The organism is Halorubrum sp. 2020YC2, from assembly GCF_018623055.1.
Lineage (GTDB): Archaea > Halobacteriota > Halobacteria > Halobacteriales > Haloferacaceae > Halorubrum.
In genome coordinates this window covers 2,536,635-2,553,087 of sequence record NZ_CP076019.1, presented here as the reverse complement: position 1 = coordinate 2,553,087, position 16,453 = coordinate 2,536,635, and the positions used below count along the sequence as shown (strand labels likewise).

The window sequence follows — 16,453 nt, the reverse complement described above, 5'->3', positions numbered from 1 at the left end:
TTAGTGTTCGTTGGTCTCGAGTCCCGTTTCGGTCATCGTCACGCTGTGCTCGCCGTCAATCCCACCGACCACGTCCCGGATTACGGAGTCCGGAACCGGCGCTGAGAGGAAGTTCTGCCGCAGCTCGGCAAAGCTCACCCGGTCGCCCGGGTCGACGTTGTACCGCAGAACGTTGGCCACCTCGCGTTCGATCTGATCGTGGTCGTACACGACGACGTCGCCGTCGCTCCGGCAGATTCCGTACCCCGCTTCGTCGCTCCAGACAGCGAGCAGGCAGGCCGCGTGGGTGTCCTGTACGGGGAGGTCCATCTCCGTCGACACGTACCCCTCCTCGGCGAACGACGACTCGAGACGGGGCCGCATGTCCGGCAGGACATCTGTCATGTCCACCTCAACGTCCGCACAAAGCTGTTCGCGGAGCTCCCGTTCGAGAAACTCCACGGACACCGACGCGTCGCCGTCGACGGTCAGGTCGCGCTCGATCGCGGCGAACGCATCGTCGCCGGGGTCGGCTGTGAGTTCATGGGTGCCCGCTGGCACGTTCTCGAACGCCGCCGTGCCGGCGACACGCGTCTCCACGGTGACGGTCTCCGAGTAGCCGCCGCCGTCGAGTGCGACCGTCGCCGTGCGCGGTTGTTCGCTTCCGTGTTCGTACGCCACTTCCACGGTGAGGTCGTGCGTCTCCACGTCGCCGCGCCGGAGCACAGGGACGCTCGGGTCGAACTCCAGCCCCTCGTTCCGCCGGTAGTAGAGCCCGAGGAACTGGTCCGCGTGTCGCATCGGGAGATCGTCGCCGACGACCTCACCACGCTCCGCCAGCGCCGTCTCGATCGTCTCGGAAACGTCGTCGTACGCCTCGACAACCGCGGCCTTGGTGCTCGCCGTCTCGACCGCGTCGCGCAGGTCGGTCGCCGCAGCCTCCCACCGCTCGGCGAACAGCTCGAGGTCGTCGATCTCTTCGAGCTCGGCCGCGAAGCGCTCGTCGACCGCGTCGGGCTCCGTGTAGTACCCCGGCGGCAGGTCGGCCGCCCGCAGCGTCTCGGCGTGGTCGACGAGGCGCCGCTCCATCGTCCGGATCATGTCGAGGCAAACCTGCCGGAGGTCGGAGCGATGGCGGCTCGCCTCGGAGAGGTCAAGCGCCGAGTCGAGATCAGACACCGCCGCGTCGATGCGGTCGACTTCGTCGATCGAGCTCGCCTCGACGTGCGCGTCGACGTCGGCCCGGTCGACCGCATCGACGAGGTCGCGGATCGCGTCCAGCTCCTCGTTGAACGAGCCGGAGAACTCATCGCGGAGCCGGTCACGCGCTTCGAGCACGGACTCGACGGCCGACTCGAACTCCCCGCGGTCCAACGCCGCCTCTGCGTCGTCGAGGTCGGCCTCGATGGCGCCGCCGTCGTCCGCGCGCTGCCCGCCGCGCCGCATCTCGCGGACGGTCTCGATCGCCGCCCCGATCGTCTCGCGCGTCGCCTCGCGCGAGCCGTCGAGTACGTCGCGACACTCGGCGACGGAGGCGCTCGAATCGGGCGCCGGGAACGACTCGCTCGGCTCTGCGAGATCGACCTCCGACAGCCGGTCAAGCACGCGCTCGCGTCGAGAGAGATCGCCGGCGACGAACTCACGGAACGACGACTCGACCTCGCCTCTGAGCCGTTCGGTCTCGTTCGAGAGCCGTTCGAACTCCTGGAGGTCGGCCGACTTCACCCCCTTCCCGAGGTCGAACGCGCCAGTCTCACGGTCGACGGTGATGCCCTGCGTCTCGAAGTCGCCGACCGCGGACTCGATCTGCGCGCCGATTCCCGGATCCCAGTCCGGGTAGGCAGTTTGTAGCTCCTGTCTCTGTCGGAGGAGCGTCTGGAACTCTTCGGCGGTCGACCGGGCGCGGGTGCGGACGAACTGCTGTTCGCTCGTCCCGCTGCGAGTGATCACACCGCGGACGTACAGCCCGATACCGAGCACGACGAACAGCGGAACGCCGACGAGGACGAACCACGTCGCCGCCTGCGACCCAGACCAGACGAATATCCCGGCGCCGATCGCCGCCGCCAACACGACTAATGCGCCGATCCCGAGCGCGGTCCGCCGATTCGCGTTCATACTATCACCCGGAGCAGGTCGTCGATCCCGACCATGGCGAGGATCGCCGCCCCGCCGACCGCGGCGACGACCCCGAGCAGGATCGGGATCAGTGCCGTCTTCCGGTCGTAGCTCACGTCGCGGCTCAGCTTCATCTTCTCTTTGACGCGGCGTGCGGCGACCAGCGGGACTGCCGCGCCGGCGACGAGGCCGAGCACCGCGCCGACGCCCAGCGACCCGAGCACCGAGAGCCGCACCGTCGAGCGGAGCCCCTGCGTCGTCGTCTCGACGGCGCCGGTGTACGCGTTCGCCGCCGCCGTCACGTTCGATTTCGTCTGTCCGTACTCGTCGTCGACCGCCTCGGCGGTCGAGACGGTGCCCGCCGCGTTCCCCTCCTCACCGGCCGACCCGAGTTGATCGAGCAGCTCTGCCCGTGTCCTATTCATTGTCCTGTACTCCTCCTCCAGCGAGTATACCGTTTTGTTCGCGTCACTGGGCTCGCTCTCCCCCGCGTTGATGGCGCTCGTCGTCTCGTTCAGCGCCGCCGTCGCGTTCTCCGTCTCACGCACCGCGCTGCGGTACCCCCGGTACGTGTCGGTGAGATTCCCGTCACCGGTAGCGAGGTCGGGGACGGCCGCCTCGTCTCCGCCCCCGGCGACGGTAACGACGAGCCGCGTTTCGAACGACGGCTGATCCCCGTCGGCGAGGTGGTCCGCGAAGTCGACGGTGCCGGTCTCGCCGGTGATCGTGACGTGGTAGGTGTGGCCGTCGCGTTCCCCGACCTCGAACCCGGAGGCGTTGGACAGCCAGTCGCGGTCGGCCGGCTCGCCGAACGAGCAGTAGCCGACGGTCAGGGTCGATCCGGGGTAGAGCGTCACGTCGTCGGTGTAGGTGGTGTCGCCAACGCCGCCAATGATGGCGCTTTCGTTCTCACCGACCCCCTCGCAGTAGTTCTCCGGGCCGGCACCGGCCGCGCCGCCGGTCGCGACGACGGCGAGCAGGGCGACGCAGCACAGCGACGCGAGCAGGTAGCGTCCCGCTCGCCCGGTCATTCGAGGCGCCCCCCGATCTGTTTGTTCTGGTACCAGTACGTGGCGCCGCTCGCGATCACGGCGCCGACGCCGAGCCCTATCAGCGCGCCGCCGGCCGCGAGGAACGGGACCTGACTGGTGAGCGTGGCGGCGATCTCTACCGTCTCTAACGCATCCACCGCGGGATTGACCGGATTTCCGCCGTCGCCGACGACGACGCCGACGAACCCGATCAGCGCGGCCGCCGCGACGAGCGCGCTGCCCGCGATCCGCGATTTCGTCGCCCGCGTCATGCGAACAGCTCCTCCGTCTCCTGTTCGTAGGCGTCGGCCGCGGCTTCGATCTCGTCGAGCCGGTCGAGGTCCTCGCGTCGGTACGTTAACAGCGTCACGACCGACGCGAGGTTGCGGCCGCTGAGCGCGACGCCGAGGTTCACCTCGTTGAGCCGACAGCTCCGCTCCAAGTACTCCTTGATCGTCCCGGTCTCGATACTGTGCGAGCCCGGCCCGATGTTTGCGCTCGGCGCCCGGACCAGCGCAATCGCCTTCTGGGCGTCGTTCGGGTCGGCCTTGGCGAGCGACTGCTTCGACGCCGAGAGCCGCGCCAACGCCGCGCTGTCGATGTCGCGGCGGCCGACGAATGGCAGCAGGTACCCCGACAGCGACCGGGTCATCGTGACGGAGCGACCGATAGCGCCGTAGCCCGCACGGGACTCCTCGCCGGCGACGCCGAACGACAGCGACGTGACGATGTCGCGAACGTCGATGTCGGGCGTGTCGACGCCGTCGACCTCGCTGGCGTCGACGTTGCTCAGCATCGGTCCGACGACGATGTCGTGGAACGCGGCAGCGACGTACTCGTTGTACTCGCCGAACTCGCCTCCCGCCGAGTCGAGGTACGAGATCCGCTGGTTGTCGACGAGGACGATGCCGTCGACCTCGTCTTCCAGCCGGTCGAGCCCGTACCGGGCGTTCCACGCCTGTCGACCCGCGCTGACCTCGCCGTCAGTCTCGTCGTCCTCGACCCCGCCGCGGGTGTTCGGGAGAACGGCCACGGCGACGACTTTCGTCCGGTCGTCGGTGAACTCCTTGATACCGCGGGCGATGTGCGGGCTGATCCCGCACCCGGTGCCGCCGCCAAGCCCGACGAACAGGAACGCGAACTGGATGGCGTCGGTGTCGGTCGCTGGTACCTCTTCCTCGTCCGCGGCGGGAGACGTCCGCCCCCCGAACTTCGATTCGAGGATCGTCTGGAGTTCGTCGGCGTGGTCTCCCATCACCTCATCGGCGTCGACCGGGTTCCGGCCGAACCCGCCCGTCACCATCTCCTCGAAGCCGGGCTCGATCCCCTGTACCAGCCCGTGCTGCTGTGCGACCCCGTACTGGTCCTCCGCGGGAACGTTCGAGAGGTTCTGTAAGTCCCGCATCGTCGAGTTGAACACCAACGGTCGACCCAACGTCGAGATGTCCGTGGACTCGAACAGGCTGAGCATCGAATCGTCGGTGTACTCGAAGATCGCGTCGACGATAGCGCCCCCCGCTTGCCCCGCGCCGATAAATAGATACGTCATTTAGTTGGTGATTCGTTCGTACGCCCGCTCGGGAAAGTAGTTATCGGACCGTACATGTCTCTACAGCAGATATTACTGAGACATCAGATTATAAAGATGGTGGACGTACCAGTACGCGGACAGGCGTCAGCCGCGCAGCCGACGGAGCATCACGCTGTACTCGTTGCGCTCGTACAGTTCTTCGACGTGGTCGAGGAGATCGCTCGCGGCGGCGAGCTGCCCGGCCGCCTGATGGGGCTGTTCATCGCCCATGCGCCGCGCCCGGTCACAGAGCGCGTCGGCGAGGTCGAGGAAGTGCTTCGGGATGGTGTGGTTGTGGTCGGCGCGGACCGAGACGTACTCGTCGTTGATCGACGCGATCCGATCCTCGATGTCGCGTGCCCGTCGGGCGACGTCGACGCTCTCCGAGGAGCCGTCGGACCGCGAGAGCCGCGGGACGAGCGTCCGATCGTAGAAGGTACACTCCTGGTAGATGGCGTACAGCTGTACCTCGTCGACGTCCGGCTCGTTCGCCATCGCCTCCAGCTCGCGGACCCGGTCCGCGAGGTGACGGTAGACGCTGCCGTCGGTGCGGCCAAGTTCCTCCTCTAGGGAATCGATCCGCCGTCGGATGTCACGTTTCTCGATGTCCATGATCCCGGACCGGAGCTCGCCAAGTTCTTCGAGCCCCTCCACGGCGGCGCCGAGGGAGGCGGTTATCTCCTCGGTGTCGTTCGTCTCGAACGCGTTGAGGAGGTCCCGCGCCTCGGCGGTCTGCGGTCGCTGCGAGCGCTCGATATCCGCGGCCACGGACTCCCACGCGGTTCCGGGGGACTCGATGACCGCGTCACCGCGCTCGACGGCCTTGACGAGTTCTTCGGCGCGCGCGTCGGGGTCGCTAGCCGTGAAGCTCACGGCGCCGCTACGGGCGGCCGCGTCGCAGATCGACTCGACCGACTCTCGGTAGTGGTCCCGTTCGGTCGCTGCCTGGTCGCGGTCGGCCTCGAGCTGGAGCGCGCGATCCACGACGGGGAGTGTCGCGGTCGCGGCGGGATGATTAGAGCGCAACAGCCGTCCGCGGGCGGATTCGAGCTGATTCGCGGTCGGCGACTCCCCGAGGCGGGCAAGCCCGTCGGGGACGCTTCTCTCCGTCTCCGTCTCTCCCTCTTCCGCCTCTTCGATGGCACCGACAGCGTCTCTCAGAGCCGACTTGACCGAGTGCCTGTCGGTGTCGGGATCTGCGAGCACCCGACAGAGCTCCCGGGCCGCGTCGTCGTCGGGACGCTCTTGACTTGCGATCGCGTCCGCGGCCTCGACGACCGGGTGGTCGCGGAACTCCGGTTCCGGGTCGCTCGACGCGTCGTCAACCGCGGATCCCGACTCGTCGTCGTCCGACGCCGACACCGCGGACGGAGAGAACGGTTCTTCCGTCCCGCACTCCGGACAGAAGCCCACGGAGTCGTCGATCAGCGAGCCGCAGCTCAGGCAGCGTTCGCGGGAGGTCCCCTCGTCGGTCTCGGCTTCCGAATCGCTCGCGGGCGGGTCACCTCCGCTCGCGGCCGAGCCGCTCGTTGACTGCGACTGTGGGGGCTGCGACTGCTGACCGCCCGGCGGCTGCTGTTGATGGCCGGCGCGGCCGGGCTGTGACGCCTGTCGCTGCTGCTCGCGGAGCGTCCGCGCAAGGTCTTGATAGTTCCCGACACCCTTGATCGCCAGCGTCTCACGGGCGGCGTCCGTAACGGAAACGGTGCCCTTCCCGAAGATCCCCTCGATGAACCCGGAGTTGGTCGAGATGCCGTTGAGGGTGTCCAGCCTGGCCTCCTGAGTCGACGAGCCCAACAGGCCGATTTTTACTTTCACCCGCTGATTCGTGACGATGTACCGACTCGCCCGGCGCGAAAGGAAGGTACTCAAAACTTGAAGCAGTCCAAGGAAAATGAAGAACGCGCCGACGTCACCTCCGATCATTAGCCCGATAACCGCGAAAAAGAAGGCAAAGAACAGCCGTCCTTTCCAGTTGATCCAAGACGGATGGACGTTCTTGAGCACCGACTCCCCGTCGAGCGGATTGATCCCGGCCGTACTCGCCTCGTGACCCGTCTCCTCGGACATGGGCTACCTCCTCACCCGCGAGGCGCGAGCGGCCGGTTCAGCGGCCGAGATCGATTTTTCGATATCGGACCACTCGTGCGTACTGGTAGCGTCTCCGAGGTCCGCCGCTCGATCTCCGCGACGACAGACGCCCTCCCCTGACGGCATGACCGTCGTTTGTACCACAATATCCCTCTTCATCGTTGTCACTTGTCTGGTAAGTAACCCTAATACTTTTCATAAATATTCAGATATCTGCGGCGAGGGAAAAGAAGAGACGAAAGCGACACCGGAGAGACTACCCGCGGGCCGACTTTCCGGTCACGCCATATTTTCCCGGCCGAGACAGGAGAACAGCGCCTCGACCTCGTCCCACACCTCGCGGACGTTCTCGGCCTGCTCGCTGTTCCCCTCCTGTTTGAGTGTCAGCGCGTGGTCGTACATCGTCTCGATCGACGGCATCTCCGGGTTCCACAGCGTCCCCCACAGGTACACGTCGTCGAGGTACGGCGTCACGAGCTGTTTGATGTGGATGTCCACCGACTCGATCCCGGTCGAGCGACCGGCGTCGAGGAACTCCTCGTCGCCGATAATGCCCGCGAGAGTGCCGTCACCTATCAGCTCGGAGACCTCCTGCATCTTCCCTTCGGGACCGTACACGAGGAAGGTACCGCCCCACGCCGTCGTCGGATCGAACTCGGCAAGCTTGTTCTGGAACAGCGCGTTCCGAACGAGCAGCTCCAGCTTCGACTTGTCGAACGTGTTCGCTCGCGATCGGCCGAGTACCGGCGCGAGCACTACCGCGGGTGAGAAGTCCCGGTCTGGGTCGCGCTGGTACTTGTCTTGAACCGGGCGGAAGCTGTCGGCCGGGTCGAACACGTCTCCCTTGATCGACATCGTCGCGTCGCGGTCAAGGAACTGCGGCACCGACGACATCGTGAACGCCTCCAAGAAGGCCACGAGCGGCTTGTTCACCTCGACGTACTGTGGTGGGTTGTACTCGCCGAGCCGGTCGACCCGCGGGCGGATATCGGCGCCCACGTCTTCCAGCCGCTTGTTATCGAACGGGATGATCGCGTCGACGGTCCGGGAGGTGCGGGCGAGACCGACGACGCCGTTCACCTTCGCGCGGCCACCAAACTCCGAGTACTGGGTCCCCTCCGAGGGGATCACGACGCTGCTGAACAGCGGCTTCGAGACGATTCCATCGTCGAGCACTTTCTCGCGGAGCTTCTCGGCGAGGACCGGGGTCGCGCCACAGCCGGTGCCTTTGGTCACGCTGTGGACGAACATCACCGCCTGTGAGTCACGGAGCCGCTCGCCCTTGAGGTCCCACCGCTCCCGAAAGGGGTCGGCGTCGGCGGCGAAGTCGGCCTCAATCAGGTCGCGTCCGAGGTCCCACCGGTAGCCGGCGCCGGCGTAGTCGTGTTCGCCGAAGCCGATGATACAGTTGGGGAGGAGGTCGTTACGGCTGTACCCCTTCTCCTCTTGGGCGTAGTAGGTCTGTTCGAGCTCGCTGACGTTAGTGTTCAACAGCCCGTACCCCGCTAACCCGCCCTGCCAGATCCGAGCGCGACGCTCGTTGTTCTCCTCAAGCGTCGCGCGTCGCAGCAGAATCGCGTCGAGGATGTTGTTGCCCGCGCCTCCAACGCCGACGAGGTACCACTTTTTCCCGTAGGCATCGTCCATCAGATCGTCGCTCGGCGTCTCGGTTCCCGAGGGCGCTGGCGTCGCCGCCCGCCCGAACTCGCCGGTGTCCGTCGAATCGGTCGCGTTGTCCTGATCGTCTGCGGCGGGACCGTCCCCGGACAGCGCCGCCTCCTTGCGGTCCGGATACACCTGCTCGACCGATGCGGGCTCGTCCGCGTGGGCTCGGGCCAAGTGCTCGACGAGCGACTCGCCCGCCCACTTGTCCGAGCGCTGCATACAGATCTTACAGATGTCGGTCATGTTAGGATAACGTATGAGCGGTCACGGAGATACATAAAACATTACGGACGCGGTTGGTTCCCCCGATTTTGTTACCGGCAGTTGACAGAACTTCGACAGCGTTCCAGACTGCTCACCCTCCGTGTCGCTCAGTAAACCGCTTCCGGAGCGAATTAAGCCCGGCGGACGCGGTGGTCCCCTCCGTGAACTCGATTTCGAAGAAGCCCGGGGGTGCGTTCTCTTGGAGCGTCACGGACGCCACGAGGTCCGTCTGTCGCCGGCAGAACGTCGCCAGCGGTTCGAGCACTTCGCGGCGCGCTACCGCGTCGGGAAGCAGCTCTGTCTGACACTCGACGGCGCCGTTCCCGCCCCGATCGTCGAGTTCTCGGAGCACGAAGAGAATCTCGTCCGCGACCGCGTCCGGCGTGAGCTGTTCACGTCCACCGCTTCTCTCCCGCTTCGATCCCCCTGTCGAATCACCGGACGAAGGGGAACCGGAAGCCCCGGGCTCGGAACCGGATCCGCTGCCGCCGGGACGCGACCCGCCCCCGCCGCCGGAGCGTACGGAGCCGCGCCCTTCGGACTGCGACGACTCGCCGCCGCTGACGACGATCTCGTCGCCGTCGAGCTCGACGCCGACGGTGTACTGTCGTTCGAGGATCGGCACGAGATCGGCGACGAACGCGTCGTCCACTCTCTCCGGAAGCTTGACCCGGCCGCTTCCGTGGTCGATCGTTCCGGTGACACCGCCGAGAAAATCGACCGCCATCAGCAGGTCGTCGCCCGCTCGTTCGGCGTCGCGGATCGTCCGTTCGGCATCGTCGAACGCGCAGGCGTGGAGCGACCGGTCCGCGGTGTCGATCTGTCGCTCGATGTCGCGGACACCCGAGAGGGCTTCGTGCCGCCCGTCGACGACGAACTCTCGAACCCGGTCGGCGAGGGCGCCGTCGAATCGGTCGGTCATCTCTTGGATGTCCTCGAGCGTCCGCTCCGCCTCTCGTCGCGTTTCGAGGTACGATCCCTCGCGGCGCCGGATGTGCGACTCGATCTCTTGACAGTGCTCGTGGACCGCCGCGATGGTTCGAGCGGCCTCGTGGAGGTCCCGGCCGGAGAGCGCGTCGCGGACGACTCCCTCCAGATCCGCCACGTGGACCGTCTCGCCCTCGGGAGGAACCGTCAGTTCGCGGAATCGGCTCGGCAGGTTCACTACGTCGTAGGTCCCGCCCAGCGGCGAGGTCACGGTCGGGTCGAACAGCCCCTCGTCGAGCGCGTCCTCGACAGCCTCCCGGAGGTCACGCTCTATGGCGTCGACTGCGCTCGGCGCCGCGTTCCGACCAAGCGGGAGCCGGTCACGGACTCGCGAGACCGCGTCCGGCGCAACCGGTTCGAGCCGGTCGAGCGTCCGATCGCCGATCCGGTCGTCGAACGCCGTGCTCGCGCCGCCCGTGTTCGCGCCGCTACCGTCCGACCGGTTCGACTCGCTGACATCCGGCTCGGTCGCACCGCTTGTTCCTCCGTCTCGGTCGACGGTCGCGCCGCCACCGCCCGAGGCGCCGCCGCTCGTCGGAGACGCCGAGCGGCCGCCGGACGTGTCAGCGGCCCGGCGGCGGTACACGACCAGCGCACCGACCGCGACTACGAGAAGCACCGCGGCGCTGACGGCGGCGAGCAGGGTGTATCCGCCCGTAACGCCGACGACGCTCTCGACGGATTCAACGCTCGGGACGCCCTCGGGAGGGACCGCGGTCGTCCCCGGTTCGGAAGCCAGCTCAGTCCGCTCGGCAATCCCCGACTGAACTCCCTCGAAGCGGTCCACGTCCATACGAGGTACGTGTAACTGACTGGGCTAAAGACCTGTCGTCCACGCGAGAGGACCGACGACGGACTATCTGGTTTTCTAACATTCCGGCGACCCACCGCCGCATATCGATTGATTCCAGACCACGAAATAACCGGACTGGAACTGGTCGGGACGGGCGTGGTCGACCCCGGAAGCGACGCCGTCGTACTCCCGCGACAGGACCGAAGATTCGGTTCGTGCGGAGTGCGTGGGGGAAGGGCCAAACGCTCCGGTAGCGCGGCTCCTCGTGAGTGGCAACACTATTCAGATCCTCTTTTTGCGGCCGTTTTCGCCTCGATCGACCCTCTCGACCGGGAGGTTCGCGACGATATCGACCGCAACACAAGCGCGGATCCGGACTGGACGGGCTGCTCGTCGACGCCGAATCGACACCGGGGGGTCGGTTGGCGGTTAGGGGTGTGGCTAAGGCCACACAAGCTAAGGTACCTCACATCTCTGCCAGTCAAAAGCAAGTCTTCGAGTCCATTTTCATCGATAATTTTCCCACTAATTTATTGGGCAGTAATCACTATCACGATTTCATGCCCAACCTCGGCCCTGAGGACGCCAATATAAAAACGGTAGAATCTGAAGACGGAGTGTCGTATGAGGTTCTCGAAGTTCCATCAAATGTGACTCTACCTGTGGTCAATTATTCTGGAGAAAGTGACTTAGAAGAAATTGACGCGTTCCCAGTTCACCACCTCTATGTTCGATGTGAGGCTCTCAAGAGAACTCGACTTCCTTTGGACGCGAACCCACGACGGCCCCGCAATTCTAAGCAAGTCGGAGAAATGCAGGATACGCTCCAGCATAACCCGGAAGACTTCGTTAAAAAGAATAATGGCCTCACTATCCTCTGTGACAACATTGTTTCCGAGGAGCTAGATGACGATAGTATAGCAGAAGAAACTGCGATAACCTTCGAATTTGACGAAGGAGAGGGGGTGTGTAATGGCGGACACACGTATTTCGCTATATTGACATCGCAATTTGAGGTGAGTGAAAACGCTGCTGTCCATATTGAGGTAATAGAGATCCCGGATTCGCTCCAGGGTGCTGAACGAAAAAGTGAGCTAGCGGGAATTTCCCGAGCTCGGAATAACAATAATAAGCTTGAACAAAGGTCTGAAGCAGACTTTCGTGGATACTACGATCCGTTCAAATCAGCTATGGAAGATTCGTCAATGGTGTCTTGGCGAGAGGGAGATACCGACGCAAACTTCGACGCAATTGGGGCAGAGCATTTCATTAGGCTGATGAAGACAATGGATCCTGATGAATTCTATCACCCACTCTATTGCCAGCGCTGTGACTCACATAAGACAGCAGCGACACGGGTCCAAAGCATCCACAATTCTTGGTATGATAGCGTTGAAAATGCCCGCAGAAATGGGACTGATGACCCACTTACCCATTTATTACCGCTTATTGATGACTTCCTCCATCTTCGCGACGCACTTTCCTACTCACTTGAAAATGACGAGTTGATTGACCGGAGCGGTGACTCCAGTGATATCGTCCGACAAACAGCCCTGTGGAAAAACTGGGTTGATGGAAACTCACGAACATTACGAATGGGAGACTATGCTGGCGAAGAAGGTCTCAACCTGCCAAAACCGTTCGAAGTCATGCTTCTGGGACTATTCCGGACAGATATCAAAATGGTACCCTCTGCGGATGGAAGTAGACAGCTTATTGGATGGTTCGTCAAACCACAGACTCTCTGGGACGATCAAAAGGTGGACTTGCTATTACGACTGAATGACTATTTCAAAGAAGCAGATACAGATCCTAACCAATTCAAGCGTCGTGTCCCGCCATTTGAGCGGAACCTATTCACACTCGGAACAGGCCAGGACCCACCAGATCCGGAAATCCTCTACCGGGTATCCGATCAAACAAAGTTTGTGAAGTCCGAGGATGAAGACTTCACTCACTGGCTTGATGAAGAAAGTGGGCGAGGAATGGTTGAGAACGAAGAGGAAGAGGCACCTCGAAGTGCGCCTGTATACAATATTCAGCTGTCGTGAACGGATGTATTATCTGCGGTACCACACCCACTGACGGTGCCCATGTCAAGCCGAAGGAGACGTTTGACTCGGAAGAGATACGTAGAGGGCGAGACCGGGTCCAGAATATCATCTCTTTGTGTCAAAACCACCATAGACTATTTGATCGTGGAAAAATTGGTATATGCCCCAATAAAAGCCGTTTTATAATACAGAAACCGGATTCTTCGGAGATAGAGTGTCAAGAAATTCAGCATCAGCTCAATATCCGTGATGAGTATATCAGTTATCGGAACTCTAGTTGCGAGTATAAAGTGAAGTTCCGATTAGGAATACTCCCTCAAGATTATGGGAGTATGTGTGATAGTTGTTAATTGATATGGACCACTCACAAACCGAGGATATGGAAGATGAATTGCTTGATAGAATGTATAATATGGATAACGAGCCATTCAAACACCTGTGTAAACTCATATTGGAAGACGTAGAGTCCCTATCACAGATTGAAGTAACCCAGGACCGTTCGTTTGGTCCCCAGATACGGGGGCAAGTTGGTGATCAACTGCTTGCGGCAGAGTTTGGTGTACACCTTTTTCGACATCGATCAGCCGTTCCAGAGGTGGCTATTAACGAGATCAGTTCAAAGTTTGAAGATACAGGTTGTCAATTTGGGACGCTTATCACCTTATCTGAATTTAGTGAGGATGCGGTCACACGTGCTGAAGAGTTAGATGGGATCGCTGTCCGGTTAATCAACGGATCTGATCTCACATCAATAATGATCGACGAAGAAGTAGGTGTAATCAAGGGCTCAGATGGGCCTCGTCTGGATAAATCCTTTTGGGCACAGTTTGATAAATTTAATAATAAGCTAATTCCATCTCGCAAGGTCCCGCAGGCCGATTCTCTTCAGCTACTTACTCCTACGTTGCGTGCGATTTACAACGAATACAGGGAATTTAACGAAATGGCTGAATATCTTCGAAAAAATTCTTCGAAACACATCACAGAACGTCAAGCTCACTACTACGTTACAGCAGCTGAACTAGTTGGACTTGTCAAACCTATCTTAGACCCGCATGGTCAATCCACGGTTCACGGGTGGGAACTGACGGAGGACGGACGACAGTACTTGAAAAAATCTGACGGCGATGATGAGTTCGTTGATACGAAATATCTTGAACACGCTATTGATAGTCTTGATATAGTAAAGAGGATCAAAGATAACTTCGAAGAAGGGTCTGGGTTGAAGCATGAGGACTTGGTTGAGATTATAGAAACCGAAACAACGGTCACAGGAACTACCGCAGAACGGAGGGCGACTTGCTTGGGTAAGTGGTTTTGGACGATCCAAGGCGATATCAAAAGACCCGATAGATCGAAGAGAAGATATGAATATTATCCTGATGGAGCGATGGATTCGTTCTTTAGTTCTTAATCTCCTTCACCTTCTTTGATTCCTCTTTTTTGACACGTGGTTCGTCTACCGTTGTGATTACTACTTCTTGTACTTCACCACGGTCGGTCCCGTCTGAGTTAATTGACCTTCGTGCTCCGATCGGCCTAATATCATATCTTTCGTCGGTATAGATGTCCATCACCGATGGAGCATTTGATATAACAACATCAACCCCTTGTTCAACTAGTTTATCGGCAGTATCTCGGAGTTGCCATTGATCCTCTTTGTCAAATGGCTCGAAATGGTATTGGTCAAAAGACGAAGAGTCAGAGTCTGTATCATAAGGCGGATCAAAATATACTAGATCGCCCGGGCTAACCTGATCAGAGTCTGTTACGTATTGATAATCTCCACAATTAATAGTAACTCCTTGAAATAGATTGTGTGCCTCCTCAATCCGCGAAGATCTGTCCCAATCTGGGTTACTGTGGTTCCAAGGCACGTTGAACTCTCCTGATTGATTCTCGCGGTACAACCCATTGAAACAAGTTATATTCAGGTATATGAGTAGGGCAGCTTCCTTGACTTCATCGAAAGACTCACCCCTAGGTCGCTTATTGAAAATCTCCCTCTGTTGGTAGTAATAGTTCCGGGCGTCATCAAATTCACCGGAAACAGGCTCTGAGTCCGGTGGTTTGAGGTCCTCTTGTAGAATTTCAATGAGCCTTTCCTTTTTGTCTGAATCTTGAATTATACGGTAAAGATTAATCAACCGCTTGTTGACATCATTTATGCTCCCTGCCTCATATTTATATCCCTCTTCAAAAAAAACCGCACCGCCCCCAAAGAACGGCTCATGATAGCTTCCGATCTCCTCGCTAGGCGGAAACGCCTCTGTGATAGCATCTATGATTTGGCGTTTCCCACCCGCCCACTTGAGTATCGGCTTTGCCATTACCAATATGGGATGATCCTGCGATCTTAATCCTTTGGTCTTTTGTCGACCGTTATACTAATTATGTTGCCGACAGCAAAGAGTGGAATATGAAAGAATTGTCGTTTGAAGACCCCGCTGATGCAGCTCGAAAGCGCTCTCCAAATGAAGCAAAACGATACCTCCATCATGATCAGAAGGTTGAGGAACTTTATCGAGATGGCCCTCTGAAGAGTATTGAAAAGGAAATAGAAGGAATGGCTCGTTTGATCGTTGCCGCAGATGGCGAGATCGATGATGAGGCAATGGAGATACTACTTCAATCTTTCCGGGATGAACGGTCGCAGCTCCGGTATATTGAAGATCAGATCCAGCGCAACCACTCCAGTGAGTAGTTCCAAGCGTATTGCGTGTCCGTTTCCTCAAAACTCAACAGATAGTCTAGATCTATTTTACTACCACATCAGCCGGTTATCCTTCTCTAGCCCTCTTGCCTGTAATGGTAAAAACAATTACCGCATGCGAATTTCCGAAATTTGTGCCTCCCGTGAATGGCTCCGATAGTGCGTCTCGCCGGGATTCGTCCAGTTCGTGATCTCTAAGTCCCGAGCGCGGATCGTGCGCGATGATACGACGGTTATCTCTCTCCCTTCCGCTCGGTACCACACAAGCGCATACCCACCGTCAGCGTCCGCGAGCGTCTCGTGCTGGTCCTCCCAGAACTTGAACGTCGGTCGGACGCCATTGACCATCGAGTCCTTCACGTCCCACGGGCGGCCGTCCTCGTCGGTCGTATCGAAGTTGAGCCCGTCTACAACCGGATAGTCGAGCGTGAGCGGGTAGCGGTCCGTCGCCCACAGCTCGACGAGCTGCCCGTACCTGACCGACGAACGCGAGCGCCAGCTCAAAAGGGCGAGCGAGATCGTGGCGAGCAGTCCCGACGACGACCCACCGATGAGCGTAGTGACCGACGCCGCGCTCGCACACTTGATTCAGTCGGAAGAGAACATCCGCAATGCCCGTCAGGAATTAGATCTGGGAACAATTCAACGATTCAATACGGGGGTGCTTCGGCTGCGATATCGGACGCAAATAGACTCTAATCGGAGGTGAGTCTAAGAAGAAGAAATAGCAGCTTATAGGTTCTTAGCTGCCAAAGTCGACAGTCTCTTCGAAGATAGCGCTCCCACTCGGATCGTGGATAATCCTGACTGTCTCTTCATCGCTATAAACCCCGCTGTCGGAGTAATTTCCTACTATTTCTTGCCCGCTTTGCCAGTCTTGATTCGGGAACGCATCTTCGTAGCGCTCTCCGCCAATAGATAAGGTGAGGTCACCGGCAGCGATCGTTTGACCGCCAGTCTTGGCAAAGGTAACATTTCCTTCAGAATCACTCACATTTACAACATCGAAACTCGCCTGCGGCGCGGTGTCACCTAACTGATCGCCCAGTCCGAGAACGAACGTCCCGATGACGGCCGCCAGGATGACGGTGATCGCGACCATGAGGATGACGCCGATGACGGGACTGACTGCCCTGTCGTCCGCGTTGGATTGATTGCTTGGTTTCATGTTTGAACCCAGCGACCACC

14 protein-coding genes are annotated in these 16,453 nt (G+C 60.2%); 4 read left to right on the top strand and 10 right to left on the bottom strand.

Going from position 1 to position 16,453, the window contains the following annotated elements:
• From KI388_RS12835 to KI388_RS12805, 7 genes are all read right to left on the bottom strand, one after another.
• On the bottom strand, positions 1-2,097 hold the full coding sequence (locus tag KI388_RS12835) for a hypothetical protein (protein WP_215086994.1): 2,097 nt from the start codon (positions 2,095-2,097) through the stop codon (positions 1-3).
• A complete protein-coding gene (locus KI388_RS12830; protein WP_215086993.1) occupies positions 2,094-3,128 on the bottom strand; it encodes a hypothetical protein in 1,035 nt (344 codons plus the stop codon). Before KI388_RS12830 ends, KI388_RS12835 begins: the two co-directional genes overlap by 4 nt.
• Entirely contained in the window at positions 3,125-3,400 is a 276-nt protein-coding gene (locus KI388_RS12825) for a hypothetical protein (RefSeq protein WP_215086992.1), read from the bottom strand. The genes KI388_RS12830 and KI388_RS12825 overlap by 4 nt, the downstream gene beginning before the upstream one ends.
• On the bottom strand, positions 3,397-4,677 hold the full coding sequence (locus KI388_RS12820; RefSeq protein WP_215086991.1) for a cell division protein FtsZ: 1,281 nt from the start codon (positions 4,675-4,677) through the stop codon (positions 3,397-3,399). The genes KI388_RS12825 and KI388_RS12820 overlap by 4 nt, the downstream gene beginning before the upstream one ends.
• A 126-nt stretch (positions 4,678-4,803) precedes the next feature.
• Positions 4,804-6,768 (bottom strand): PH domain-containing protein, encoded by a 1,965-nt coding sequence (locus KI388_RS12815; RefSeq protein WP_215086990.1) that lies wholly within the window; start codon positions 6,766-6,768, stop codon positions 4,804-4,806.
• Between the two features lie 300 nt (positions 6,769-7,068).
• Positions 7,069-8,697, bottom strand: a complete 1,629-nt coding sequence (locus KI388_RS12810; RefSeq protein ID WP_215086989.1) for a cell division protein FtsZ — start codon at positions 8,695-8,697, stop codon at positions 7,069-7,071.
• Positions 8,698-8,809: 112 nt separating this feature from the next.
• Positions 8,810-10,498, bottom strand: coding sequence for a hypothetical protein (locus KI388_RS12805; RefSeq protein ID WP_215086988.1), 1,689 nt, complete (start codon positions 10,496-10,498; stop codon positions 8,810-8,812).
• 560 nt (positions 10,499-11,058) lie between these two features.
• Here KI388_RS12805 and KI388_RS12800 point away from each other — a divergent pair.
• Together KI388_RS12800 and KI388_RS12790 are read left to right on the top strand one after the other, a co-directional pair.
• Positions 11,059-12,549: an AIPR family protein gene (locus KI388_RS12800; RefSeq protein ID WP_215086987.1), complete on the top strand. Its 1,491-nt coding sequence runs from the start codon at positions 11,059-11,061 to the stop codon at positions 12,547-12,549.
• Positions 12,550-12,907: 358 nt separating this feature from the next.
• A complete protein-coding gene (locus KI388_RS12790; RefSeq protein ID WP_215086985.1) occupies positions 12,908-13,966 on the top strand; it encodes a restriction endonuclease in 1,059 nt (352 codons plus the stop codon).
• On the opposite strand, the gene KI388_RS12785 is transcribed toward KI388_RS12790, so the two are convergent.
• The gene (locus tag KI388_RS12785; RefSeq protein ID WP_215086984.1) at positions 13,956-14,882 is read right to left on the bottom strand and encodes a Dam family site-specific DNA-(adenine-N6)-methyltransferase; all 927 of its coding nucleotides are present in this window, start codon (positions 14,880-14,882) and stop codon (positions 13,956-13,958) included. The two genes, KI388_RS12790 and KI388_RS12785, sit on opposite strands and share 11 nt — an antisense overlap.
• A gap of 89 nt (positions 14,883-14,971) precedes the next feature.
• On the opposite strand from KI388_RS12785, the gene KI388_RS12780 reads away from it, so the two are divergent.
• A complete protein-coding gene (locus tag KI388_RS12780; protein WP_215086983.1) occupies positions 14,972-15,256 on the top strand; it encodes a hypothetical protein in 285 nt (94 codons plus the stop codon).
• A 117-nt stretch (positions 15,257-15,373) separates the two neighbouring features.
• On the opposite strand, the gene KI388_RS12775 is transcribed toward KI388_RS12780, so the two are convergent.
• Positions 15,374-15,769, bottom strand: a complete 396-nt coding sequence (locus KI388_RS12775) for a hypothetical protein (RefSeq protein WP_215086982.1) — start codon at positions 15,767-15,769, stop codon at positions 15,374-15,376.
• On the opposite strand from KI388_RS12775, the gene KI388_RS15665 reads away from it, so the two are divergent.
• Complete coding sequence (locus KI388_RS15665) at positions 15,741-15,974, top strand: hypothetical protein (RefSeq protein ID WP_345777409.1); 234 nt, start codon at positions 15,741-15,743, stop codon at positions 15,972-15,974. The genes KI388_RS12775 and KI388_RS15665 overlap by 29 nt on opposite strands.
• Before the next feature lie 33 nt (positions 15,975-16,007).
• On the opposite strand, the gene KI388_RS12770 is transcribed toward KI388_RS15665, so the two are convergent.
• Positions 16,008-16,433 (bottom strand): type IV pilin N-terminal domain-containing protein, encoded by a 426-nt coding sequence (locus tag KI388_RS12770; RefSeq protein ID WP_215086981.1) that lies wholly within the window; start codon positions 16,431-16,433, stop codon positions 16,008-16,010.
• Positions 16,434-16,453 lie beyond the last annotated feature (20 nt).